This window comes from Mesorhizobium sp. GW821-FHT04C10 (genome assembly GCF_059420305.1).
Genome location: NZ_JBWKTL010000001.1, coordinates 138,622 through 163,120 on the forward strand (window position 1 = coordinate 138,622; position 24,499 = coordinate 163,120).

Consider the following 24,499-nt stretch of genomic DNA (forward strand, 5'->3'; position numbering starts at 1 on the left):
GCCGCGGTGAAACGGATCCATGCGGCGAACCTTGGGTCCTTGCTTTCATGCATGTCGTTCTCCCAAAACCGAAGTCACTTTGGGCGACATGCATCAGCGGAGGCGATCAAACCGTCTCCTTGACCCGCGTTGAAAGGAAATCCGGCAGGTCGGCAACCGAATCCAGGATGACGTCGGCGATCTCGGCCAGCGATTCGCGCGTACCGGTGCCGGAAAGCACGCCGACCGCCAGGCCACAACCGCCGGCACGCGCCATTTCGAGGTCGTGGCGGTTGTCGCCGACCATGGCGATCTCCGCCGGCTTCAGCCCGGTGAGGTCGCAGAAGGCCTGGATGGTGTCGGGCGCGGGTTTGGGGTTGGCCACCGCGTCGTAGCCATAGGCCGCGTCGAAAAGCTGCGCGACGCCGAGCGTGACCAAGGTCTTTTCCGCGCCGCTGGTGGAATCGTTGGTGGCGACGCCAAGCCGGTAGGATTTTTTATGCAGCACCGCCAAGGTGTCGACGACGCCCGGCAGGGCCACCGCCATCGCCGAGCCTTGCACCGAGGTGATCTCGTTGAAGCGGGCGACGGCCAGCATCTGGTCTTCGTTCGACAGGCGCGGAAACCAAAGTTCGACGACGTCGAGATTGGTGCCGGAAGCAAAGATGGAGTCCGGCTTGAAGCGCCGGTTGGCGAAATCGAAGCCGGCGGCCGCGAGCAGCCTGTCGGCCTTCCAGCGGTCGCCATCGGATGCGTCCATGGCCATGAAGTCGGCAACGCCGAGCCAGGTCGCGTTGAAGTCGACAAGTGTCCCGTCCTTGTCGAACAATATCCCCTTGATGTCTGCCAAGTCGTTCACTCCGAACCACGCAATTGGTGGATGCGTTCCACAAGGCCCCTTGTAGAGGCGTCACGGTTTGCGGCGCTTTCCTTGCCTTCCACGACAGGCAGCAGGCCGGTCGCCAGTTCCTTGCCGAGTTCGACACCCCACTGGTCGAAGGAATTGATGTTGAACAGCGTACCCTCGACGAAGACGCGGTGCTCGTAGAGCGCGATCAGCCGGCCAAAGGTGCGCGGGTCGAGCTTGCGATAGAGGATGGTCACCGACGGCCGGTTGCCGGAGAAGACGCGATGCGGCGCTATCCTGTCGACATCCGCCGGCTTCATGCCCTTGGCCAGCATCTGCGCGCGGGCTTCGTCCAGCGTGCGACCCTTCATCAGGGCTTCCGACTGCGCCAGGCAGTTGGAGAGCAGCAGATCGTGTTGATGCCGCAGGTTCGGCTCGTGGCCGACGGCCGCGGCGAGGAATTCGACCGGGATGAGGTCAGTGCCCTGGTGCAGCAACTGGAAGAAGGCGTGCTGGCCATTGGTGCCGGGTTCGCCCCAGACCAGCGGCCCGGTCGGCGTCGTCACGGGCGTGCCGTCGAGGGTTACACCCTTGCCGTTCGATTCCATATCGAGTTGCTGTAGATAGGCCGGCAGCCTGGACAGGCGCTGGTCATAGGGGATGACCGCGCGCGCCGGATAGCCGCAGATGACCCGATGCCACCAGCCGACCAGCCCCAGAAGCGCCGGCAGGTTCCTGGCCAGCGGAGTGGTGCGGAAGTGCTCGTCCATCTCATGCGCGCCGTCGAGGAAGGCGCGAAAATTTCTTGGGCCGACGGCGATCATGACAGGCAGGCCGATCGCGCCCCAGACCGAATAGCGGCCGCCGACCCAGTCCCAGAAGCCGAAGACGCGATCCTGCTCGATGCCGAACTTGGCCACCAGGTCGAGCGCCGTCGAGACGGCGGCGAAATGCTTGCCGACCGCTTCCTTGCCGAGCGCCTTTTGCAGCCAGTCGCGCGCCGTCTGCGCGTTGGTCATCGTCTCGACCGTGGTGAAGGTCTTGGAGGCGATGATGAACAGCGTGGTCTCGGCGGACAGGTCCTTCAGCGTGTCGTGGATATGGGCGCCGTCGATGTTGGAGACATAGTGCGCGCGCGGTCCGTCATGATAGGGGGCGAGCGCCAGCGTCGCCATGGCCGGGCCGAGGTCGGAGCCGCCAATGCCGATGTTGACGATATCGGTGATCTTCTTGCCGGTGGCGCCGACGGCCTTGCCGGAGCGGATCGCATCGGCAAAGGCACCCATCGCGTCCAGCACGGAAATGACATCCGCCTTGACGTCCTGGCCGTCGACGGTGACGCCCTTGCCGCTGAGGTTGCGCAGCGCCGTGTGCAGCACGGCGCGGTCTTCGGTGATGTTGATCTTCTTGCCGGCAAACATGGCGGCGCGGCGACCCTCGAGATCGGCGGCGGCGGCCAGCTTCTCCAGCAAATCCATGGTGGTGGCGTCGACGGCGCATTTCGACCAGTCGAGCAAAAGGTCGCCGTCGGTGGCGGAGAATGTCTTGAACCGCTGTGGATCGGCGGCGAAGGCCTGGCGCATGTCGGCAGGTGCCGCGGCGCGATGATCGCGCAAGGCGGCAAGCTGTTTCTGGAAGGCTGACTTATCCACTGGCGGGGACTCCTGGCGTTTTTCGACGCACTCTATCAGACCGGATGTTTCCGGCGCGTGTCGTCGCGACAAAACTATTGAGCCGAATTCCGTCCGGTCAATACGCGGCGATGACGCAGCGCATCACGAAGTGACGGCATGGTTTGTCACAGGAACGATGCGGCGTCGGATTTCGGCGGAAGGATCACTGGCATAAATCCCAAAGATCAGAAAAATTGATTGGCGCAACCCCTTGTGCCACCGTTACATTCGACTGGTCCAGCCAAGTGAAAAAAGCTGGCCATCGAGGAACATCTTCCATGCCACAGAGAAACGACACGGCGATATGGTCCGGCCTGTTCCGGATTTCGGCTGAATCAGGCCAGACCCTGCAGGCGCAGATCCGCCAAGCCATCGTGGCCGCCATTCTCGACCGTCAGATCGCCGCTTCGATGCCGCTTCCCTCTTGCCGGATCCTGGCCGAAAAACTCGGCGTGGCGCGCGGAACCGTGGTTCTCGCCTTCCAGCAGCTCGTCGACCAGGGCTTCCTGGTGGCGCGCGAACGGCGCGGCCATTTCGTCAATCCGGACGTGCTGGCGACACCGGCCAAGCCGCACCAGAAGGCGCCCGACCAGGCCAATGAGATCGACTGGAAGGCGCGCCGGCAGATCGCCGCCAGCGACATGCCGCCGCCGGCCAAGCACGAGAACTGGATCAAGTCGTCCTACCCCTTCGTCTATGGCCAGTTCGACCCGGCGCTGTTCCCGACCGCCGAGTGGCGCGAGTGCAACCGCATGGCGCTGGCCGTGCTCGAGATCCGCAACTGGGCATCCGACATGGTCGATCGCGACGATCCGCTCTTGATCGAGCAGATCCAGGCGCGGCTCCTGCCCCGGCGCGGCATCTTCGCCAATCCCGACGAGATCATCGTCACGCTTGGCGCCCAGAACGCGCTCTACATGCTGGCTTCGCTGTTGATGACCAAGGGCTCGAAGGTCGCGATGGAGGATCCCGGCTACCCCGACGCGCGCTCGATCTTCCGCCTTGCGGGCGCCGAGATCCAGCCTGTGCCTGTCGACCAGTCCGGCATCGTAACCTCCTCCATCCCCAATGATTCCGGCTTCGTGTTCGTCACGCCCAGCCATCATTGCCCGACCATGGTGCCGTTGTCGGCCGAACGGCGGCAGGATCTGCTGGCACGTGCCAACCGTCACAACCAGATCATCATCGAGGACGGCTATGACAGCCAGCTTCTCGACGAGGCGCCGCAGCAGGCGTTGAAGAGCCTCGATCGCTCCGGCCGCGTCGTCTATGTCGGCTCGATGTCGAAGACGCTGGCTCCGGGCCTGCGGCTTGGCTACATCGTCGCCTCGGCTGGACTAATCGCGGAACTCAGGGCGCTGCGCCGTTTCATGCTGCGCCATCCGCCGGCCAACAATCAGCGCGCCGTGGCGCTGTTCCTGTCGCTCGGGCATCACGAGGCTCTGGTGCGGCGTCTGTCGAGCGCCTTTGACGAGCGGCGCAAGCGTCTGGTCCATGCGATTTCCGCTTTCCTGCCGGAATGGCGTTCGACCGATTCGGCCGGCGGCACGTCGCTCTGGCTCGAGGGGCCGCGGGGCACCGATTCCCGTGGTTTGGCCGAGGCCGCCGCCTCGCGCAGCGTCATCATCGAGCCGGGAGACCGCTTCTTCGACCGCACCGAAAAGCCTTCGCGTTTCATGCGGTTGGGCATTTCCTCGATCGCGCTTCAGCACATCGAGCCCGGCATCCGCGAACTCGCCACCGCGGCCGGACGCAGGCCGGCCGCTGCCTGATCCACTCACCCGATCCTTTGACCGGAGCCCCCAAAGGCGGCTCCGGTTCCTTTAGCTCTGGCACATGCAACCGGACAGGCTGGCCCATAGGCTGTGCCAAAGCCGGCGGCATAGTCGTGGCACAAAGGGGAAGAAGCAGCCGATGGTGGACCAACCGCCGCCCTGCTTCCGAGAAAGCTGGAGTGTCTCCATGTCAGTGGTTCTTGAAAAGCAGGAAGCGGCGGCGGATCAGCGCTCGCGCCGCTCCGGTGGACGCGAAGCGCGCCGCGCCATGCGGGCCGCGCCGCTCGCCGACGACATCAGGCCGGTGCGCGCCGGCCTCGAAGGCGGCAGCTACGGGCCGTTGCGCGGGAACGACCAGGAACGCATCCACGAGGCGGTGCTGACGCTGCTGGAGACGGTTGGCTTCGCCAATGCCATCCCTTCCTGCATCGAGGCACTGACCAGGGTCGGCGCCACCCATGGCGATGATGGCCGCATCCGTTTCCCGCGCGCGCTGGTGCTCGACACCATCAAGAAGGCGGCGCGCAATTTCACCTTGCACGGCCAGGATCCGAAACACGACATGGTGATCCAGGGCAAGCGCGTGCACTACGGCACGGCGGGTGCCGCCGTGCATCTGGTCGATGTCGAGAAGCGCGAATATCGCGAATCGCTGCTGCAGGACATCTATGACGCGGCCCGCATCGTCGAAGGGCTCGACAACATCCATTTCTTCCAGCGGCCGATGGTGCCGCGCGACATTCCCGATCCGCTCGAAATGGACTTCAACACGCTCTATGCCTGCGTGATGGGCACGTCCAAGCATGTCGGCACCTCGTTCACGGTGCGCGAGAACGTGCAACCGGCACTGGAAATGCTCTATGCCATTGCCGGCGGCGAGGAGAATTTCCGCGCCCGGCCTTTCGTGTCGAACTCCAACTGCTTCGTCGTGCCGCCGATGAAGTTCGCCGAGGACGCCTGCGGCGTGCTCGAGGCCTGTGTCGAGGGCGGCATCCCGATCCTGCTTTTGTCGGCCGGCCAGGCCGGCGCGACGGCTCCGGCGGCGATTGCCGGTGCCGTGGTGCAGGCGGTGGCCGAAGTGCTGGCCGGCCTAGTCTATGTCAACGCCATCAAGCCGGGACATCCGGCGATCTTCGGCACCTGGCCGTTCGTGTCGGATCTGAGGACCGGCGCCATGTCGGGCGGTTCGGCCGAGCAGGCGGTGCTGACGGCTGCCTGCGCGCAGATGGCGCAGTTCTACGATTTACCCGGCGGCTCGGCCGCCGGCATGACGGATTCGAAACTGCCCGACATCCAGTCCGGCTATGAAAAAGGCATCACCGACGTGATGGCCGGTCTTGCCGGGCTCAACCTGGTCTACGAATCGGCCGGCATGCATGCCTCGCTGCTCGGCTTCTGCCTGGAAAGCCTGATCATCGACAATGACATGCTCGGACATTGCCTGCGCTGCGTCCGCGGCATCGAGGTGACCGATGAAGCACTGTCGATCGACACCATCGCCGAAGTCTGCCTGAAGGGACCGGGCCACTATCTCGGCAACGAGCAGACGTTGCGGCTGATGCAGACCGAGTATTTCTATCCGGCCGTCGGCGACCGGTTTTCGCCGAAGGAATGGAACGAAAAGGGCCGGCCCGACATATTGCAGCGCGCGATCATCGAGAAGAAGCGCGTCCTTGCCGAACGCTTCCCGCGCCATGTGCCGAAGCTGCTCGACGACAGGCTGCGCGCGCGCTTCGGCGACATGATCAAGCTGCCGCGCGCCAATATGGGCGGCTGAGTCGCGGCAAAGCAGTCAGTCGGCTCCCAGGCCGTAGCGTTCGACGACTTCGGCGTTGATCAGTTTGGCGTGCAGCGTCATCAACACGATCTGGGCGTCGAAACTGTCGCCGGCCTCGACCGCGTCCTCGATACGGCGCTCCACCTCCTGCCGCTGCTGCAGGCCTTGGGAGCGCTCGAACGCCTCCGGTCCGGCAACGCAATAGCTGAACAGCCGCGCCACGTCCGGGTAGGCCTGCGGCGGCGGCTCGTCGGACCAGCGATCCTTCATCAGATTGACGAGGGTAAGTTTCACACCCTCCGGCACAAGCGCGGGATGAAGGTCGGCGCCGCGCAATGCCGCATCAAGCTGCCTCAGATCGCCCAATCGTCCGAACATTCCGAGAAAGCCCAGGGAAGAGCGTCGCTGCGCCATGATGTTCCAATCCGTTTCCAACCACTTAAGTGGTCGGCGAGCGGAATACAAAGGCAGGCGAATATCTAAAACGCGTCGCGTTGAGACGGATTCATGCGACGCGCTTCAGGTCTTTGTTCTCATGCATGTCGTTCTCCCAAAACCAAGGTCACTTTTGGGCGACATGCGTTAGAGCAATCCAGGAAAAGTGTGTAACGGTTTTCCGTCCGGAATTGCGTAAAAACAAATAGTTAGAGCGGTTCTGCGATTCCATGAAACGCTGAACCGCTCTAGCCGCTCGCCGCCAGCAGCAAGACACCGGCAAGGGCCGATCCGGCGAGCGTCGGCAGCATGCCGATCTTCAGCCTCAGGATGGCGATCATCGCGGCACAGGAAAGCAGTGCCGCACGCCAGTCGATCGACGAAAGCACCGGGACATTCATACCAAGACCCATCGCGTGCACCTCACGGAAAACGACGTGCAAGGCAAACCACAAAGCAAGGTTCATGATGACGCCGACAACAGCGGCGGTGATCGCCCCCAACGCGGCCGACAATGCCCTGTTGCCGCGCAAGGCCTCGATGTAGGGCGCGCCAAGGAATATCCAGAAGAAGCACGGCGTAAACGTCACCCACAAGGTCAGCAGCGCGCCAAGCGATCCGCCAAGCAGCGGGTTCAACGACCCGGCGTGACGGAACGCGGCGATGAAGCCGACAAACTGCAACACCAGGATGAGTGGACCAGGCGTGGTCTCGGCAAGCCCAAGACCATCGACCATCTCACCGGGCGCGAGCCAGCCGAAAGACTGGACAGCCGCCTGCGCGACATAGGCAAGCACCGCATAGGCGCCACCGAAGGTGACGACCGCCATCAGGCTGAAGAACCGGCCTATCTCTGTCCATACGCTGGCAGAGCCGGTGAACCACCAGATAACAAGAACCGGTCCGAGCCAGATCGGCAGCCAGATCGCGACAGTGCGCGGCGCATGCCATCTGGTCGGTTCGACATGGGTCAACTCTCCGCGCTCGAACATCAGGTCGACCGCTCCCTTGATATCGGCAATGTCGTCCTTGCCATGCGCCGAGCCGGAAAACAGGCCGGGAACAATGCGGTCTCCCAGCCATCCTGTCAGGCCCGCGAGCAGGACGATGAGCGGAAACGGCACGTTCAAAGCGTAGATGGCGATGAAGGCCGCAACCGCGATCGACACCATGGCCGGGTTTTTCAGCGCACGCCGTCCGATGCGGATCACCGCCTCGATGACGATGGCAAGCACCGCCGCCTTCACGCCGAGGAAGAGCGCCTCGACGAGCGGCATGTCGCCATAGAGCACGTAGAGACTGCTCAAGACGAGCATGACGAGCGCGCCCGGCAGGACGAACAGGACGCCGGCGACAAGGCCACCGATCGTCCTGTGCAGCAGCCAGCCTATATAGATGGCGAGTTGCTGGGCTTCCGGGCCGGGCAGCAGCATGCAGTAATTCAGTGCATGCAGGAAACGCTGTTCGCCGATCCAGCGTCGTTCCTCGACCAGTTCCTTGTGCATCAGCGCGATCTGCCCGGCGGGCCCGCCAAAGCTGAGCAGTCCGATCTTCGCCCAGACCTTCAGGGCTTCGGCAAAGGTCGGCGCCGCCGGCGTTTCGACGTTCCCCGACCTGTGTGCGGGCACAACGGCGCTCATGACGGTTTACCTGCGCTGGGCCAGTTGTGCGTTTCCTCGGTGGCATCGCGGCACCAGCGGAAGAACGCATCGTAGAGCAGCATGCCTGCTTCCAGTTGCTCCAGGTCGTCGCGAAACATCCGCGACAGGCCAAGCGAGGCAGCCAGAAAGCCGGCGGCCTGGGGCACCAGATCGAGACTTGCAGTGTCGGCCGCGCGCACAATCACGGCAAGGCGATCGAGTGCGGCGGATTCCAGCCCGAATTCCTCGATCATCGTATCGAAGGTGCAGCGTTCACCACGATGGCTCCAGAACACGTTGTCGATGTCGAACGGCTCGGCCTGAAAGCGGTCGGCCACGGCAGGCACTTCGGCCGCCTCGACAAACAGGAAGACCGCGCGAGGATCGATGAAACGCCGGATCAGCCAGGGGCAGGCGATGCGGTCGACCTTGGGGCGCGCGCGCGTCACCCAGACCGTGCAGCCCTTTTCATCGCGCGGCGGCAATTTGTCGGTGCGGACCAGAAGCCCGTCCGCATCAAGCCAGGCTTCGAAGCCACCTTCGAGGGTTTCGGCGGATATCCCCCCGTGGCGCAGCCATGCGGCTACACCTTGCGAAAGTTTCCGGCCTTTCTGGCAGACCACCACCACGGGCTTGCCGGCGAAGTCGGAGGCCCAGGTCGAAACGGTTTTGAAATCGCGGCGGACCGAGGCCGGCAGCAGGCGCGGATCGGCGTCGAAATCCTCATCAATGCGGACATCGATGATTGCAGGCGCACCCGGCAGGCCGACCAGACGGGATAGTTGCGATACGGTGATAGCGGTTGTTGACGGCATGGCGTCCACCTCCTGATAGAGAAGCCTGGACGCGAACGTTGGGCTGACGCCTCACGGGGTCGTCGCGAATGCACCCCTTGTCATGATCGTGGATTTGTTGGGCGCGCTTGTCAAGGATCGTGACCGGTCTCGAACCGTGTCAGGACGCACAATGCCAGATGGAAGAACGGCTGGCGGCCTGATTGATCAAGCCGCCAGCCGTCGATCCGATGTCAGTGGGTGTCCCCCGAGCAATCAATGATTGTCCCTGGGAACGCCGCTGGTATGGGCGACGTCCAGGTATTTCACGGCCGGCTTCAGCACCATCCCTTCGGAGAACTGGTCGACCATGCCGCGCTGGATCTCCTGCCACGGCGTCTGGTGCTTGGGGTAGTGGTAGCCGCCATCGCTCTCCAACTCGGCGCGCCGCCTGGCAAGCTCTTCATCGCTGATCAGCATATTGGCGGTGGCCTTGCGCAAGTCGATGCGCACACGGTCGCCGGTCTTGAGCAGCGCCAGCCCGCCGCCGATCGCGGCTTCCGGCGAGGCGTTGAGGATCGATGGCGAGCCCGACGTGCCCGACTGGCGGCCGTCACCGATGCAGGCCAGCGAGTGGATGCCCTTCTTGATGAGATAGGCCGGCGGCTGCATGTTGACGACCTCGGCGCCGCCGGGATAGCCGACCGGGCCGGCGCCGCGCATGAACAGGATGGTGTGCTCATCGATGCCTTGCGCCGGATCGTCGATGCGGGCGTGGTAGTCCTCCGGACCGTCGAAGACCATGGCGTTGCCCTCGAAGGCTTCCGGGTCGTTCGGGTTGGACAGATAGCGCTCGCGGAATTCCGGCGAGATGCCGCTCATCTTCATGATCGCGGAATCAAACAGATTGCCCTTGAAGTTGATGAAGCCGGCATTGGTCTTGAGCGGCTTGTCGACACTGTGGATGACGTCGGCGTTTTCGTTTGCGACACCCTTGCAATTGTCACCGATCGATTTGCCGTTGACGGTCACGGCTTCAGGATAGGGCAGCAGCCCGGCCTTCATCAGTTCGGCAACCACGGCCGGCACGCCGCCGGCATGATGATAGTCCTCGCCCAGATATTCGCCGGACGGCTGCAGATTGACGATGAGCGGCACTTTGAGGCCGATCTTCTGCCAGTCGTCATTGTCGAGCGGCACGCCGAGATGGCGGGCGATGGCATTGAGATGGATCGGTGCGTTGGTGGAACCGCCGATCGCCGAATTGACGACGATGGCGTTCTCGAAGGCCTTGCGCGTCATGATGTCGGAGGGCTTCAAATCCTCATGCACCATGTCGACGATGCGCTTTCCCGTTTCGTAGGCGATCTGGCCGCGCTCACGGTATGGGGCGGGGATGGCGGCCGAGCCCGGCAGCTGCATGCCGAGCGCCTCGGCCAGCGAATTCATCGTGGTGGCGGTGCCCATCGTGTTGCAATAGCCGGTGGAGGGCGCCGAGGAGGCGACGATGTCCATGAACTCGTCATAATCGATCTCGCCTGCCGACAGGCGCTGGCGCGATTCCCAGACGATCGTGCCGGACCCGGTACGCTTGCCCTTGTGCCAGCCGTTGAGCATCGGGCCGACCGACAGCGCGATGGCCGGGATGTTGACGGTGGCCGCCGCCATGAGCAGCGCCGGCGTGGTCTTGTCGCAGCCGATGGTGAGCACGACGCCATCGAGCGGATAGCCGTAGAGCACCTCGACCAGGCTGAGATAGGCAAGGTTGCGGTCAAGGGCCGCGGTCGGGCGCTTGCCGGTCTCCTGGATCGGATGGCAGGGGAACTCGAAAGGGATGCCGCCCATCGAGACGATGCCTTCGCGCACGCGCTTGGCGAGCTCTATATGGTGCCGGTTGCAAGGCGACAGATCCGAGCCGGTCTGGGCAATGCCGATCAACGGCTTGCCCGACATCAGTTCGGCCCGGGTCAGCCCGTAATTCAGGTAACGCTCCAGATAGAGCGCCGTCATTCCCGGATTGTCGGGGTTGTCGAACCACTCCTGCGAGCGAAATTTCTTCTTTCCTGTGGGGGCGCCAGCCATCATGGTCTCCGTATTTGTATGACAAATCGATATGACAACGCGCGGATGCAGGCAAGGGGCACGCGCGATCTGAATCCGGACTTTGGTGCGATAGACATGTATCGGGCCGCGCGCTAGGACCAATCGACATCAGTTGCACGGGAGGTCTTGATGGCTTTGGTGATCGAAGGCGAGGAACGCATCACGGCGCCCGTCCAGAAAGTATGGGAAGCTCTGAACGACCCGGCGGTGCTGAAGGAGAGCATTCCCGGTTGCCAGAGCCTGGAGAAGACGTCGGACACCGAGATGGCGGCGACGGTCGTGCTGAAGATCGGACCGATCAAGGCGACCTTCAATGGCGAGGTGACGCTGAAGAACCTCAAGCCACCGCATTCCTACACGATCCAGGGCGAAGGCAAGGGCGGCATCGCCGGCTTCGCCAAGGGCGGCGCCGACGTGACGCTGACTGCGGATGGACCGAATGCCACGGTGCTCAAATATGCCGCCAAGGCCGAAGTCGGCGGCAAGATCGCCCAACTTGGCAGCCGGCTGATCGAGTCGACTTCGAAAAAGCTGGCCGGGCAGTTCTTTTCGACATTTGGCGAGAAGGTCGGCGGCTGACCCTCCTCCCGGGAGGTCACTCGAAGACGATGCTCGGCACCGCCGCTTCGGCCGCGCCGCGTTCTTCATTGACCCTGTCCCAGACCTTGGCGGCGATGTCGCGATAGGTTTTCGCCGCGGCGCCGTCAGGATCCGAGACGACCACAGGCGCACCGGCATCCGAGCTTTCGCGGATGCCCATTTCCAGCGGCACTTCGCCGAGGAAGGTGACGCCGAGGCGTTCGGCCTCGCGGCGCGCGCCGCCATGGCCGAAAATGTCGTAGCGCTTGCCGGTGTCCGGCGCGATGAAATAGCTCATGTTCTCGACGATGCCGAGCAGCGGCACGTCGACCTTCTTGAACATGTTCAGCCCCTTGCGGGCGTCGATGAGGGCCAGGTCCTGCGGCGTCGAGACAATGACGGCGCCGGCCAGCGGCACCTGCTGCGCCATGGTCAATTGCGCATCGCCGGTGCCGGGCGGCATGTCGACCACGAGCACGTCGAGCCTGCCCCATTCGACCTCGCGCAGCATCTGTGTCAGTGCCGACATCACCATAGGCCCGCGCCAGATCATCGGCGTTTCCTCATCGACAAGGAAGCCCATCGACATCACCTTGAGGCCGTAATTCTCCATCGGCTTCAGGATCTTGCCGTCAACCGTCTGCGGCCGGCCATGGATGTCGAGCAGCTTGGGCATGGACGGGCCGTAGATGTCCGCATCGAGCACGCCGACCCGCAAGCCATTGGCGGCAAGGCCAAGCGCCAGGTTGACGGCGGTGGTCGATTTGCCGACGCCGCCCTTGCCCGAGGCAACCGCGATGATCGCCTCGATACCGGGCACGCCGCGCTTGCCCTGGCTGTGCGAAGCAGGGGCATGCGGAGCAGCGCGCGATGCGGCAGCGGCGGGCGGAGCTGGCGGTGCCGGCCTGGGCGCGGCGCGCGCCGGAACCGGCGCCTCCATGCCGCCGCCCTTCTTTTCCGCCGTCAATGCGACAACGGCGCCAGCAACACCTGGAATTGCCTTGACGACACGTTCGGCGGCGGCGCGCAGCGGCTCCATCTCCTGCGCCCTGGCGGCTGGAACGGTGATCGAGAAGAACACTTTCGAATCGGCGATGAAAATCTCCGAAACCATGCCGAGGTCGACGATATTGCCGGTGAAATCCGGCCCATTGACCGTCTTCAGACGCTCGGTGACGATTTCCTTGGTGACGGACATGATTTTATCCTGGCGTTGGGCTGCCGCTCAGATAGTGCAGATTGAAGCCGACTCCAAGCGCCACGATGCCCCCGGTCAACCCGCCAGGTTGACGGCGAGATAGGTGAGAGCCGAAATCGCCGCCGTCGCCGGCAAGGTGATGATCCAGGCGATGACGATGTTGCCGGCGATGCCCCAGCGCACCGCTGATACGCGGCGGGCGGCACCGACGCCGATGATGGCACCGGTGATCGTATGCGTGGTCGACACGGGAACGCCGAGCCAGGTGGCGGCGAACAGCGTGATGGCGCCGCCGGTTTCGGCGCAGAAGCCCTGCATCGGATTGAGCCGGGTGATCTTCGAACCCATCGTGTGGACGATCCGCCAGCCGCCGAACAGCGTGCCGAGCGCCAGCGCCGACTGGCAGGTGAGGACAACCCAGAGCGGCACGTAGAATTTCTCGCCGAGCACGCCTTGCGAATAGAGCAGCACGGCGATGATGCCCATGGTCTTCTGCGCATCGTTGCCGCCATGCCCGAGCGAATAGAGCGAGGCGGAAAAGAACTGCAGGACGCGAAAGGTGCTGTCGACGGCGAACGGCGTCTGGCGCACGAACAGCCACGAAACCACCAGGATCAGGACAAGCGCCAGGATGAAACCGGTCGCCGGCGAGAGCACGATCGCGGCGACCGTCTTGCCAAGTCCCGACCAGACGATGGCACCGATGCCCGCCTTCGCGACGCCGGCGCCGACCAGCCCGCCGATCAGCGCGTGCGAGCTGCTCGAAGGGATGCCGGCAATCCAGGTGACGATGTTCCAGACAATGGCGCCGACGAGAGCCGAGAAGATCACCGCCGGCGTGACGATGCTGACGTCGACGATGCCTTTCCCCACGGTCTCGGCGACATGCAGGCCGAAAAACATGAAGGCGATGAAATTGAAGAAGGCTGCCCACAGCACCGCATATTGCGGCCTGAGCACGCGTGTGGAGACGATGGTGGCGATGGAATTGGCCGCATCGTGCAGGCCGTTGAGAAAATCAAAGAACAGCGCGACGGCGACAAGGCCGGCCAGCAGGGGGAAGGCGATCGCGACGTCCATCGCCTAGACGTTCTCGATGACGATGCCGCTGATCTCGTTGGCGACGTCCTCGAAGCGATCGACCACCTTCTCCAGCTGACCATAGATTTCCGAGCCGATCAGGTAGGCCATCGCGTCACCGCGGCCGTGGCGCCTGAACAGATCCTTCAGGCCCTGCTCATGCAAATCGTCGGCCCGGCCCTCGGCGCGCATGACTTCCTCGGCGAGGGCGTTGAGGCGTGCGCTGTTGGCGCCGACCTTGGCGAGCAGCGGGATCGCCTCCGCGACCAGCCGCGCGGCGTCGACGATGACGGCGCCCATTTCCTGCATCAGCGGATCGAACTCCCGCTTCTCGAACAGTCTTACCGTCTTGACGGTCTTGTGCATCATGTCGATGGCATCATCCATCGACTGGATCAGATCCTTGATGTCGCCGCGATCGAAAGGGGTGATGAAGGAGCGTCGCACGGCCAGCAGGACTTCCGCGGTGACGTGATCGGCCTCGTCCTCGAGATCGACGATCTTCTGGCACCAGCGATCGATGTCCTTGCCCTGGAGAAGCTGCTGCAGCGCCTCCGCGCCGCCGACCACCGTGCGGGAATGCCGCTCGAACAGGTCGAAGAAACGATCCTCGCGTGGCAGCAGCTTGCGGAACCAGCCCAGCATGTCAGTCTCCCCTCGCGCCCGGTCCACGACCGTTTCATTGACATAGCGCCGCGCGATGCCGTGGGAAACAGTAAGCCGGCTGAAAGATGTGGATGCGGAACGATTGCGCATATCGCTTGCGGCAAAGGACAATTTCCCCGAGCCTGTGCGTGACGACCGGAAGGATGGCATGATCGACAAACTCGAATTCTTCATCGCGCTGGCCAAGGAAGAGCATTTCGGCCGGGCGGCGGAAGCATGCGGCGTGACCCAGCCGACCCTGTCGGCCGGCATCAAACAGCTGGAGGGGCAGCTCGGTGTCATGCTGGTCAATCGCGGGTCGCGTTTCCAGGGGCTGACGCCGGAGGGCAAGCAGGTGCTGGTCTGGGCGCGCCGCATCGTCGGCGATTCGAGGACCATGCGCGAGGAGATGCGGGCGGCGCGCCACGGCCTTTCCGGCCGCATCCGCATTGCCGCCATTCCGACCGCGCTGGCCATGGTGGCGCGGCTGACGACGCCGTTTCGCGAAAAGCACCCGGGCGTCACCTTCTCGGTGCTGTCGCGCACCTCGATCGAGGTGCTGTCGTTGCTCGGCAATTTCGACATCGACGCCGGCATCACCTATCTCGACAACGAGCCGCTTGGACGGGTGACCAGCGTGCCGCTCTACGACGAGCGCTATCAATTGATCACAGCCATAGGCAATCCTTATTCGGATCGCGACAAAGTGTCATGGGCCGAGATCAGCCAGTTGCCGCTGTGCCTTTTGACGCCCGACATGCAGAACCGCCGCCTCATCGACCAGCATCTGGCCGAGGCCGGCGTGCAGGTGCGGCCGACGCTCGAATCCAATTCGATGATCGTGCTGTTCTCGCATATCCGCACCGGCAAATGGTCGTCGATCATGCCGCTCAACCTCGCGGAAACATTCGGCTTTTCGGAGCCGATCCGGGCCATTCCGATCGTCGAGCCGGATGCCAGCCACACGGTCGGCTTGGTGGCCGCGCCGCGCGAACCGCACACGCCGCTGGTGCAGGCGCTGCTGGACGAGGCAATGGCGCTGGCAGACGATTTCCGCGCCCATCGCTAGGTTAGAGACAAGGGGCTGAACGTGATTGATAGAAGATTTCTATCAAGCGACGGATCAGCTTTATTGATTTCGCGGGTTTCCTCTGTTTTTGTAACGACTTAGCGCTAGAACGCTACCGACCAGGGAGGGCGCTGCATGACGATGCAGCCTGCAAGTACCGAGATCGTATCGCGCACGGCCGCGATCATCCACGAGCTGAAAGGCCTCGAAGGCCCGCTGCTGCCGATCCTCCACGGCATCCAGGAAGAGTTCGGGCATGTGCCGCAGGACGCCGTACCCGTCATCGCGGATGAACTGAACCTGTCCAGGGCCGAGGTGCACGGCGTCGTGACCTTCTATCATGACTTCCGTGCGCGGCCGGCAGGCCGCCACGTGCTCAAGCTGTGCCAGGCGGAAGCCTGCCAGTCGATGGGTTCGGATGCCGTGGCCGCTAGGGTCAAGCAGCTGCTCGGCATCGATTTCCATGAGACCACCCGCGATGGATCGGTCACGCTCGAGCCGGTCTATTGCCTCGGGCTTTGCGCCTGTTCGCCGTCGGCGATGCTGGACGGCGAGGTGATCGGGCGGCTCGATGACGACAAAATTGACGAGATCGTTGCCGAGGTGCGCTCATGATCCCCCGCATCTACATTCCCGGCGATTCCGGCGCGCTGGCGCTCGGCGCTGAAAAGGTCGCCAACGCCATTCGCGCTGAACTCGCCGAGCGTGGCATCGAGGCCAAGATCGTGCGCAACGGGTCGCGCGGCGCCTATTTCCTCGAGCCCATGGTCGAGGTGGCGACCGCCAACGGCCGTGTCGCCTACGGGCCGGTCAAGCCCTCGGACGTCAAGAGCCTGTTCGATAGCGGCTTCCTCACCGGCGGCCATCACAAGCGCTGGCTGGGCGCGCCGGACAAGATCCCCTTCCTGGCCAAACAGACCAGGCTGACGTTTGCGCGCTGCGGCATCAACGATCCGCTGTCGCTCGACGCCTACAAGTCGCTCGGCGGGCTGAAAGGCCTGCAGAACGCGGTGGCCATGGCGCCCCCCGATGTCGTCAAGCAGGTTACCGAATCGGGCCTGCGCGGCCGTGGCGGCGCGGGTTTCCCGACCGGCATCAAATGGAAGACGGTGCTGGATACGACGGGTGACCAAAAATACATCGTCTGCAACGCCGATGAAGGCGACAGCGCCACCTTCGCCGACCGCATGATCATGGAGGGTGATCCCTTCGTGCTGATCGAGGGCATGACGATCGCCGGTGTCGCGACCGGCGCGACCAAGGGTTTCGTCTATATCCGCTCCGAATATCCGCATGCGGTGGCGACGATGAACAAGGCCGTCGAGATCGCCCGCAAGGCAGGCGTGCTCGGCGTCAATGTGCTGGGTTCACCCAACGCCTTCGACATGGAAATCCGCGTCGGCGCCGGCGCCTATGTCTGCGGCGAGGAAACCTCGCTGCTCAACAGCCTCGAAGGCAAGCGCGGCGTCGTGCGCGCCAAGCCGCCGCTGCCGGCGATCCAGGGCCTGTTCGGCAAGCCGACGGTGATCAACAATGTGATCTCGCTGGCTTCCGTCCCTATCATCATGGACAAGGGTGCGGCCTTCTACAAGGATTTCGGTATGGGCCGTTCGCGCGGCACGATCCCGATCCAGATCGCCGGCAACGTCAAGCATGGCGGCCTGTTCGAGACGGCCTTCGGCCTGACGCTGGGCGAGATCGTCGACGATATCGGCGGCGGCACCGCCACTGGCCGGCCGGTGAAGGCGGTGCAGGTCGGTGGCCCGCTCGGCGCCTATTTCCCGCGCTCGCTGTTCGACACCGCCTTCGACTATGAAGCCTTTGCCGCCAAGGACGGGCTGATCGGCCATGCCGGTATCACCGTGTTCGACGATACGGCCGACATGCTGAAGCAGGCGCGCTTCGCCATGGAGTTCTGCGCTATCGAAAGCTGTGGCAAGTGCACGCCCTGCCGCATCGGCTCGACGCGTGGGGTGGAGACCATCGACAGGCTCGCCGCCGGCATCGAGCCGGAAAAGAACCTCGCTCTGGTCACCGATCTCTGCAACACGATGAAGTTCGGATCGCTCTGCGCGCTGGGTGGTTTCACGCCCTACCCGGTGATGAGCTCGATCACCCATTTCCCCGAGGATTTCAAGCCCGCGCCTGCGCGCGTGGCTGCTGAATAGGAGCTGGCAGATGAACATCAAGGCCGACTTCCCGACACTCATCGAAGAACTCGACTACGGGACCCCGGAATCGAAGGCGCAAAAGCAGGTCACGCTGATCGTGGACGGCCGCAGCATCAGCGTGCCGGAAGGCACCTCGATCATGCGGGCGGCGATGGAAGGCGGGATTGAGATCCCGAAGCTCTGCGCCACCGACATGCTGGACTCGTTCGGCTCCTGCCGTGTCTGCCTGGTCGAGATCGAAGGGCGCGGCGGCACGCCGGCGTCCTGCACGACACCGGTCGGCGAAGGCATGGTGGTGCGCACGCAGTCCGACCGGCTCGACGCGATCCGCCGCGGCGTCATGGAACTCTATGTCTCCGACCATCCGACCGGCTGGAACGAGAAGGCCGGAACCGGCGCCAGCGAGTTCGACGCGGTGGCGAAGTCGGTCGGCCTGACAGAGAACCGCTACGGCATCGAGGGCCGCAACCACGTCAAACAGGAAGACGGCGTGGCGCCCGGCCATGGTTCGCTGGCGGTCGATTACATCGCCCGCGACGAATCCAACCCCTATTTCACCTATGATCCGGCGCAGTGCATCGTCTGCTCGCGCTGCGTGCGCGCCTGCGAGGAGGTGCAAGGCACCTTCGCGCTGACGATCGAGGGCCGCGGTTTCGAGTCGCGCATGGTTGCCGGCATGCACGAGGACTTCATCGCCTCCGAATGCGTGTCCTGTGGCGCCTGCGTGCAGGCCTGCCCGACCGATGCGTTGCGCGAGAAGACAGTGCTCGAGAAAGGCATGCCCGAGCGCTCCGCCGTCACCACCTGCGCCTATTGCGGCGTCGGCTGCTCGTTCAAGGCCGAGGTGAAGGGCGACGAAGTCATCCGCATGATGCCCTACAAGGATGGCAAGGCGAACCATGGCCATTCCTGCGTGAAGGGCCGTTTCGCCTATGGCTACGCCACCCACAAGGACCGCATCCTGTCGCCGATGATCCGGGAAAAGGTCAGCGATCCCTGGCGTGAAGTGAGTTGGGAAGAGGCGATCGCCCATACGGCCAAGGAATTCCGCCGGATCCAGTACCAGTATGGACGCACCGCGATCGGCGGTATCACCTCGTCGCGCTGCACGAACGAAGAGACCTATCTCGTGCAGAAGATGGTCCGGCAGGGCTTCCGCAACAACAATGTCGACACCTGCGCGCGCGTCTGCCATTCGCCGACCGGCTATGGGCTCGGCCAGACCTATGGCACCTCGGCCGGCACGCAGGATTTCGATTCCGTCGAGTTCACCGACGTCGCAGTCATCATCGGCGCCAATCCGGCTTCCGCCCATCCGGTCTTCGCCTCGCGGCTGAAGAAGCGCCTGCGCCAGGGCGCCAAGCTGATCGTGCTCGATCCGCGTCGCACCGAAATGGTGAAATCGGCACATATCGAAGCGGATTATCATCTGCCGCTGAAGCCTGGCACCAATGTCGCGGTGCTGACGGCGCTGGCCCATGTCATCGTCACCGAAGGTCTTTTCAACGAAGCCTTCATCCGCGAACGCTGCGACTGGACGGAGTTCCAGGACTGGGCGTCGTTCGTCGCCTTGCCCGAAAACAGCCCGGAAACCGTCGGCAAGCTTTCCGGCGTCGATCCCGAGTTGATCCGTGGCGCTGCCCGGCTCTACGCCAAGGGCGGCAATGGCGCGATCTACTACGGCCTCGGCGTCACCGAGCACAGCCAGGGCTCGACCACCGTCATGGCGATCGCCAACCTTGCGATGGCGACAGGCAATATTGGCCGCCCAGGCGTTGGGGTGAACCCGCTGCGCGGCCAGAACAACGTGCAGGGCTCGTGCGACATGGGCTCCTTCCCGCACGAACTGCCGGGCTATCGCCATATCTCCGGCGAAGCCGTGCGCGACATCTATGAAAGCCTTTGGGGTGTGAAGCTCGACGACGAACCTGGCCTGCGCATCCCCAACATGCTGGATGCCGCCGTCGACGGCTCGTTCAAGGGCATCTACATCCAGGGCGAGGACATCCTGCAGTCCGATCCAGACACCAAGCATGTCGCCGCCGGCCTTGCGGCGATGGAATGCGTGGTCGTGCACGACCTGTTCCTGAACGAGACGGCAAACTACGCGCATGTCTTCCTGCCGGGCTCGACCTTCCTGGAGAAGGACGGAACCTTCACCAATGCCGAGCGCCGCATCAACATGGTGCGCAAGGTGCTGGAGCCGAAGGCACGCTACGCCGACTGGGAAGCAACGCAGGAGCTCGCCCGCGCGATCGGGCTCGACTGGAACTACCAGCACCCCTCCGAGATCATGGACGAGATCGCCAAGACGACGCCAAGCTTCGCCGGCGTCTCCTTCGAGTTGCTCGACCGTGTCGGGTCGGTGCAATGGCCCTGCAACGAGAAGGCTCCGCTCGGCACGCCGATCATGCATGTCGACAGCTTCGTGCGCGGCAAGGGCAAGTTCATCCGCACCGAATATGTGGCGACGGACGAGAGAACCGGCCCGCGCTTCCCGCTGCTTTTGACCACCGGCCGCATCCTCAGCCAGTACAATGTCGGCGCGCAGACGCGGCGCACCGACAACGTCATGTGGCACTCGGAAGACCGGCTGGAGATCCATCCGCACGATGCCGAGAACCGCGGCCTGCGCGATGGCGACTGGGTGCGGCTGACCAGCCGCTCCGGCGAAACGACGCTGCGTGCGCTGATCACCGACCGGGTGTCGCCGGGCGTGGTCTACACGACGTTCCACCATCCCGACACGCAGGCCAACGTCATCACCACCGACTTCTCCGACTGGGCGACCAACTGTCCGGAATACAAGGTGACGGCGGTGCAGGTCGGCGCCTCCAACGGGCCGTCGGAATGGCAACGCGAGTACGATGAACAGGCAAAAAACAGCCGCCGCATCGCCTCGCTGCAAGCGGCGGAGTAACCTTGGCCGCGCGCCGCAAAGCAACGACTGAGATATCGCGGCTGGCGCATCGCGCCAGTGGCACGGCTGCGGCCAACCGCATGGTGCCGGAGGAGACGCCGGTGGCATTCTCCTTCGCCGGCACCACGCATGCGGTGATGATGGCAAGCCCGGCCGACTTCGAGGACTTCGCGCTCGGCTTCTCGCTGACCGAAGGCATCATTGCTGCCCCTGAAGAGATCGAAGCGATCGAGGTCGAGGATCATGGCGCCGGCATCGACATTCAGATCCGGCTGAAAGACCTCGCCAATACGCGCTTCGAGGCGCGGCGCCGCAGACTTGCCGGGCCGGTCGGCTGCGGTTTGTGCGGCATTGAATCCATCGAGGAAGCAATGCGATCGGTTGATGCCGTTGGTGCGTCAAAACTTACGCTTGATGCCGACGACATCGTGCGCTCCGTCAAGCTGTTGTCGAAGGTGCAGCCGCTGCACACGGAAACCGGAGCCGTGCATGCCGCCGGCTTCTACATCCCGGGCAAGGGCGTCGTGATGGCACGCGAGGATGTCGGCCGCCACAATGCGCTGGACAAGCTGGCCGGTGCGTTGGCCAAAGCCGGCATCGACGGCACGTCGGGCGCCGTGGTGGTGACGTCGCGCGTCTCGGTCGAGATGGTGCAGAAGACGGCGGCGATCGGCTCGGGCTTCATCATTGCCGTCTCGGCTCCGACCGCGCTTGCGATCCGCACCGCGCAGGAGGCGGGCATGACGTTGGTGGCGCTGGTGCGCGGCGACGATTTCGATGTTTTCACCCACCCCGACCGGGTGATCTATGGAGCCGCCCAGCATGTCGCATGACGAAGACCACATCACGAGCACGAGCGAAAAGCTGGTGCGCATGGCCAACCAGATCGCGACCTTTTTTCATTCGCGGCCGCGCGAGGAAGGCGTTGCGGGCGTCGCCGAGCATATCAACAAGTTCTGGGAGCCCAGGATGCGGCGGCAGTTCTTCGAGTTGCTGGACAGCGGCGAAGGCTTCGACGAACTCGTCGTGGCCGCATCCGCCAGGATCAAGCGCCCGATCTCGCCGGCCGATGCCGATCTCAAGCTCGGACTGAAACCCTCCCCAGCCGACGTTGCTGCCTCGCAAAAGTAGCCTCCGGACCGCACGGACTTATATTTCCTTTCGCTAAAGTTTGAGCTGCCGCTATCGATGCGGCTCTGCTATGTTTGACGATCAGAAATCGTCAGGCCGGGCGGAAGAACTCGTGAGGCCGATCGAGACCCGATATGCCCTCAGTGGCGAGGTGCGGATCGCCTATCAGGTGGTCGGCCAGGGATCACTTGATCTCGTTTTCGTGCCGGGCTTCATTTCCAATCTCGACCTGCATTGGGAAGACGAGGGCTATACCAGGCTGTTGAGGCGGCTGTCGGCATTCTCGCGGCTGATCCTGTTCGACAAGCGCGGCACGGGTCTTTCCGATCGTGTCGATGTCCATCACTTGCCCAGTCTCGAAATGCGCATGGATGATGTGCGCGCGGTGATGGACGCGGCCGGCAGCGGCCGGGCGGCACTGCTTGGCGCTTCCGAAGGCGCGCCGATGGCAATGCTGTTCGCCGCCACCTATCCGGAACGGACGCGGGCGCTGGCGCTCTATGGCGGCTATGCGCATTTCCACAAATGGGTGATGCCGCCCGAACGCCTCGATGCCTTCATCGCAACGGCCGAAACGGCCTGGGGCACCGGCGCCACCTTGCCCAGTTTCGCGCCGGGACGGGTGGATGACACCCGTTTTTCAACCTGGTGGGCGCGCTTCGAGCGCTTGTCGGCGAGCCCGACAGCAGCTGCGGCACTGGCGCGGATGAACGCGGAGATCGACGTGCGCGGCGTGCTGGCGGCAATCAGCGCGCCAACGCTGCTGATCCATCGCCGCAACGATGCCCGGGTCGATCCCGACGCCAGCCGCTTCCTGGCCAGGAAGATCCCGAATGCGCGGCTGGCCGAAATCCCGGGACGCGACCATCCAATCTGGACCGGCGATGTCGACCGGGTGGCCGACCTGATCGAGGAGTTCCTGACTGGCGCGTGCGCCGTGGCGGAAGCCGAACGCGTTCTGGCCGCGCTTCTTGTGACACGCATCTACGACACGGCGCGGCTTGGCGACCGGATGTGGAGCGAACGCTGTGAGCGTTTCCAGGAAACCTGGCGGACGCTTGTCGGGCGCCATGGCGGGCGCTGCGTGGACATGCATGGCGAAACGATGATTTCGCGCTTCGATGGGCCAGGGCGCGCCTTGCGTTGCGCGGCGTCGTTGCGCGAGGCGGCGCAGCAGATCGGCGTGGCGAGCGCCCAGGGGGCGCATGTCGGCGAGATCGAGTTGCGCGGGCCACCGACCGGATTGACGGGCCGCGTGACGATGCACCTCGCCACGCATGCCGGGCGCGGCGACATATTGGCGTCGCGGCTTGTCGCCGACCTGGCCGCCGGGTCAGGGCTCCATTTCACCGACGCCGGCCGCATCGGCATCGACGAACTGGACGAGCCGCTGGCGCTTGTCCTGGCGATGTCCGAACAGCATCTGGAACCGGCTTGCCGCCCAAAGGCCAAGGCGACCGAGCCGGCCTGCCTGACGGCGCGCGAGAGCGAGGTGGTGAATTTGATTGCCGACGGCAAGAGCAATGCCGCGATCGCGGCCGAACTCAGGCTGAGCGAGCACACGGTCAAGCGCCACGTCGCCAACATATTGCTGAAACTCGACCTGCCATCGCGAGCCGCGGCGGCGGCATTTTCCGTCAGGCACACTGGCCCGGACGGGCCATGAGGGCCATGGCGCTTTCGGGCGAAGCGGGCATGCCGATGCAGGCGTATCAATTTCCCCCATGCAGGCCGGGCGGATGCCGCCGGGAAGGCGCTGCGAACGGAGGATGAAATGCTCAAGTCAAAACTGAATGTCAGATCATTTGTGATCGCGGCAGGCATTGGCGCGCTGTCCGCGATCGCTCCCGCAAAGGCCGAGGATGCATCGGCGACAGCCGCCTACAAGGACATCCAGGCGACGCTCGGCTCGGTGCCGGACATGTTCAAGACACTGCCTGACGTCGCGGTCGCCGGCGCCTGGGCCGAGATCAAGGGGGTGCAGCTCAACCCCAAGACCGCGCTCGACGGCAAGACCAAGGAGCTGATGGGCCTTGCGGTGGCCTCGCAGATCCCCTGCCAGTACTGCATCTATTTCCACACCGAGGCGGCCAAGCTCAACGGCGCGAGCGACGAGGAGATCAAGGAAGCGATCGCCATGGCGGCGATCGTTCGCCATTGGTCGACGATGCTCAATGGCAGCCAGGTCGATCTCGCCACTTTCAAGAAGCAGACCGACGACGTCTTCGCGGCCGTCAAGGCGAAGTCGCAGTGAAAGACGCTGCCCGCCGATAAGCGCCGGGCAGACTTGCGAACGTCAACCGCCCGATCGTGAAGACGGGCCAAGGAGGATAAAATGCTGACCAAGACCCAAGCCGTGGATGGCGCGGCCATCAAGAAGGCGATCGAAACCCGTGACGGCAAGATGCTGTCGAGCTTCTATGCCGATGATGCGCTGGTGCGGGTGATCGACCGCAACAACCCGCCGAGCAAACCACGCGAAATCCGTGGGCGCGCGGCGATCACCACCTTCTGGGATGATATCTGCAGCCGGGCAATGACCCACAAGGTCGATACAACGATCGCCGACGGCAACAGCCTCGCCTTCACCCAGGCCTGCGCCTATCCGGACGGCACAAAAGTGTTCGCCGCGGCGATGCTGGAACTGAAGAACGGGCAGATCGCACGGCAGACGGTCGTGCAGGCCTGGGACGAGTGAGGCCGC

21 protein-coding genes are annotated in these 24,499 nt (G+C 64.0%); 12 read left to right on the forward strand and 9 right to left on the reverse strand.

All coding sequences use genetic code 11. The features are described from left to right. Positions 1 to 106: 106 nt before the first annotated feature. Positions 107 to 829 (reverse strand): HAD family hydrolase, encoded by a 723-nt coding sequence (locus tag AC07UC_RS00655; RefSeq protein WP_202324743.1) that lies wholly within the window; start codon positions 827 to 829, stop codon positions 107 to 109. A 5-nt stretch (positions 830 to 834) separates the two neighbouring features. Further along, on the reverse strand, positions 835 to 2,478 hold the full coding sequence (pgi, locus tag AC07UC_RS00660; protein WP_494903428.1) for a glucose-6-phosphate isomerase: 1,644 nt from the start codon (positions 2,476 to 2,478) through the stop codon (positions 835 to 837). 299 nt (positions 2,479 to 2,777) lie between these two features. Here pgi and pdxR point away from each other — a divergent pair, with 299 nt between their 5' ends. Together pdxR and AC07UC_RS00670 are read left to right on the forward strand one after the other, a co-directional pair. Beyond that, the gene (gene pdxR, locus AC07UC_RS00665) at positions 2,778 to 4,271 is read left to right on the forward strand and encodes a MocR-like pyridoxine biosynthesis transcription factor PdxR (protein ID WP_056569714.1); all 1,494 of its coding nucleotides are present in this window, start codon (positions 2,778 to 2,780) and stop codon (positions 4,269 to 4,271) included. A 190-nt stretch (positions 4,272 to 4,461) separates the two neighbouring features. Further along, positions 4,462 to 6,051, forward strand: a complete 1,590-nt coding sequence (locus tag AC07UC_RS00670) for a trimethylamine methyltransferase family protein (protein WP_494903430.1) — start codon at positions 4,462 to 4,464, stop codon at positions 6,049 to 6,051. Between the two features lie 15 nt (positions 6,052 to 6,066). Here the strand turns inward: AC07UC_RS00670 and AC07UC_RS00675 are convergent, their stop codons facing one another. From AC07UC_RS00675 to AC07UC_RS00690, 4 genes are all read right to left on the reverse strand, one after another. Continuing rightward, positions 6,067 to 6,465, reverse strand: coding sequence for a hypothetical protein (locus AC07UC_RS00675; protein WP_494903432.1), 399 nt, complete (start codon positions 6,463 to 6,465; stop codon positions 6,067 to 6,069). A 269-nt stretch (positions 6,466 to 6,734) separates the two neighbouring features. After that, positions 6,735 to 8,126: a chromate efflux transporter gene (chrA, locus tag AC07UC_RS00680; protein ID WP_494903434.1), complete on the reverse strand. Its 1,392-nt coding sequence runs from the start codon at positions 8,124 to 8,126 to the stop codon at positions 6,735 to 6,737. Then, positions 8,123 to 8,941, reverse strand: coding sequence for a chromate resistance protein ChrB domain-containing protein (locus tag AC07UC_RS00685; protein ID WP_494908870.1), 819 nt, complete (start codon positions 8,939 to 8,941; stop codon positions 8,123 to 8,125). The genes chrA and AC07UC_RS00685 overlap by 4 nt, the downstream gene beginning before the upstream one ends. A gap of 234 nt (positions 8,942 to 9,175) precedes the next feature. Beyond that, positions 9,176 to 10,981 (reverse strand): IlvD/Edd family dehydratase, encoded by a 1,806-nt coding sequence (locus AC07UC_RS00690; protein WP_494903436.1) that lies wholly within the window; start codon positions 10,979 to 10,981, stop codon positions 9,176 to 9,178. Positions 10,982 to 11,131: 150 nt separating this feature from the next. On the opposite strand from AC07UC_RS00690, the gene AC07UC_RS00695 reads away from it, so the two are divergent. Next, positions 11,132 to 11,581 carry an SRPBCC family protein gene (locus AC07UC_RS00695; RefSeq protein ID WP_140769825.1) on the forward strand — a complete coding sequence of 150 codons (450 nt, stop codon included), beginning with the start codon at positions 11,132 to 11,134 and terminating at the stop codon, positions 11,579 to 11,581. 16 nt (positions 11,582 to 11,597) lie between these two features. On the opposite strand, the gene AC07UC_RS00700 is transcribed toward AC07UC_RS00695, so the two are convergent. From AC07UC_RS00700 to AC07UC_RS00710, 3 genes are all read right to left on the reverse strand, one after another. Continuing rightward, entirely contained in the window at positions 11,598 to 12,779 is a 1,182-nt protein-coding gene (locus AC07UC_RS00700) for an Mrp/NBP35 family ATP-binding protein (protein ID WP_494903439.1), read from the reverse strand. A gap of 75 nt (positions 12,780 to 12,854) precedes the next feature. Further along, positions 12,855 to 13,859: an inorganic phosphate transporter gene (locus tag AC07UC_RS00705; protein ID WP_494903441.1), complete on the reverse strand. Its 1,005-nt coding sequence runs from the start codon at positions 13,857 to 13,859 to the stop codon at positions 12,855 to 12,857. A gap of 3 nt (positions 13,860 to 13,862) precedes the next feature. Beyond that, positions 13,863 to 14,504 (reverse strand): DUF47 domain-containing protein, encoded by a 642-nt coding sequence (locus AC07UC_RS00710; protein WP_140769831.1) that lies wholly within the window; start codon positions 14,502 to 14,504, stop codon positions 13,863 to 13,865. Positions 14,505 to 14,673: 169 nt separating this feature from the next. Between AC07UC_RS00710 and AC07UC_RS00715 the strand changes: the two genes are divergently transcribed. The 9 genes from AC07UC_RS00715 (at position 14,674) to AC07UC_RS00755 (ending at position 24,493) form a co-directional block, all read left to right on the forward strand. After that, positions 14,674 to 15,573 carry a LysR family transcriptional regulator gene (locus tag AC07UC_RS00715; protein WP_056569692.1) on the forward strand — a complete coding sequence of 300 codons (900 nt, stop codon included), beginning with the start codon at positions 14,674 to 14,676 and terminating at the stop codon, positions 15,571 to 15,573. Positions 15,574 to 15,708: 135 nt separating this feature from the next. Then, on the forward strand, positions 15,709 to 16,188 hold the full coding sequence (locus AC07UC_RS00720; protein ID WP_056569689.1) for a formate dehydrogenase subunit gamma: 480 nt from the start codon (positions 15,709 to 15,711) through the stop codon (positions 16,186 to 16,188). Further along, a complete protein-coding gene (locus AC07UC_RS00725) occupies positions 16,185 to 17,741 on the forward strand; it encodes a formate dehydrogenase beta subunit (protein ID WP_494903444.1) in 1,557 nt (518 codons plus the stop codon). The genes AC07UC_RS00720 and AC07UC_RS00725 overlap by 4 nt, the downstream gene beginning before the upstream one ends. A 10-nt stretch (positions 17,742 to 17,751) precedes the next feature. Then, the gene (gene fdhF / locus AC07UC_RS00730) at positions 17,752 to 20,664 is read left to right on the forward strand and encodes a formate dehydrogenase subunit alpha (protein WP_494903446.1); all 2,913 of its coding nucleotides are present in this window, start codon (positions 17,752 to 17,754) and stop codon (positions 20,662 to 20,664) included. Positions 20,665 to 20,666: 2 nt separating this feature from the next. After that, the gene (gene fdhD, locus AC07UC_RS00735) at positions 20,667 to 21,497 is read left to right on the forward strand and encodes a formate dehydrogenase accessory sulfurtransferase FdhD (protein WP_494903448.1); all 831 of its coding nucleotides are present in this window, start codon (positions 20,667 to 20,669) and stop codon (positions 21,495 to 21,497) included. Further along, positions 21,487 to 21,795, forward strand: coding sequence for a formate dehydrogenase subunit delta (locus AC07UC_RS00740; RefSeq protein ID WP_140769839.1), 309 nt, complete (start codon positions 21,487 to 21,489; stop codon positions 21,793 to 21,795). Before fdhD ends, AC07UC_RS00740 begins: the two co-directional genes overlap by 11 nt. 112 nt (positions 21,796 to 21,907) lie before the next feature. After that, positions 21,908 to 23,461 (forward strand): alpha/beta fold hydrolase, encoded by a 1,554-nt coding sequence (locus tag AC07UC_RS00745; RefSeq protein ID WP_494903449.1) that lies wholly within the window; start codon positions 21,908 to 21,910, stop codon positions 23,459 to 23,461. A gap of 108 nt (positions 23,462 to 23,569) precedes the next feature. Next, positions 23,570 to 24,049 (forward strand): carboxymuconolactone decarboxylase family protein, encoded by a 480-nt coding sequence (locus AC07UC_RS00750; protein WP_140769843.1) that lies wholly within the window; start codon positions 23,570 to 23,572, stop codon positions 24,047 to 24,049. 81 nt (positions 24,050 to 24,130) lie between these two features. Continuing rightward, positions 24,131 to 24,493 (forward strand): nuclear transport factor 2 family protein, encoded by a 363-nt coding sequence (locus AC07UC_RS00755; RefSeq protein WP_056570412.1) that lies wholly within the window; start codon positions 24,131 to 24,133, stop codon positions 24,491 to 24,493. The last annotated feature ends 6 nt before the right edge of the window (positions 24,494 to 24,499 follow it).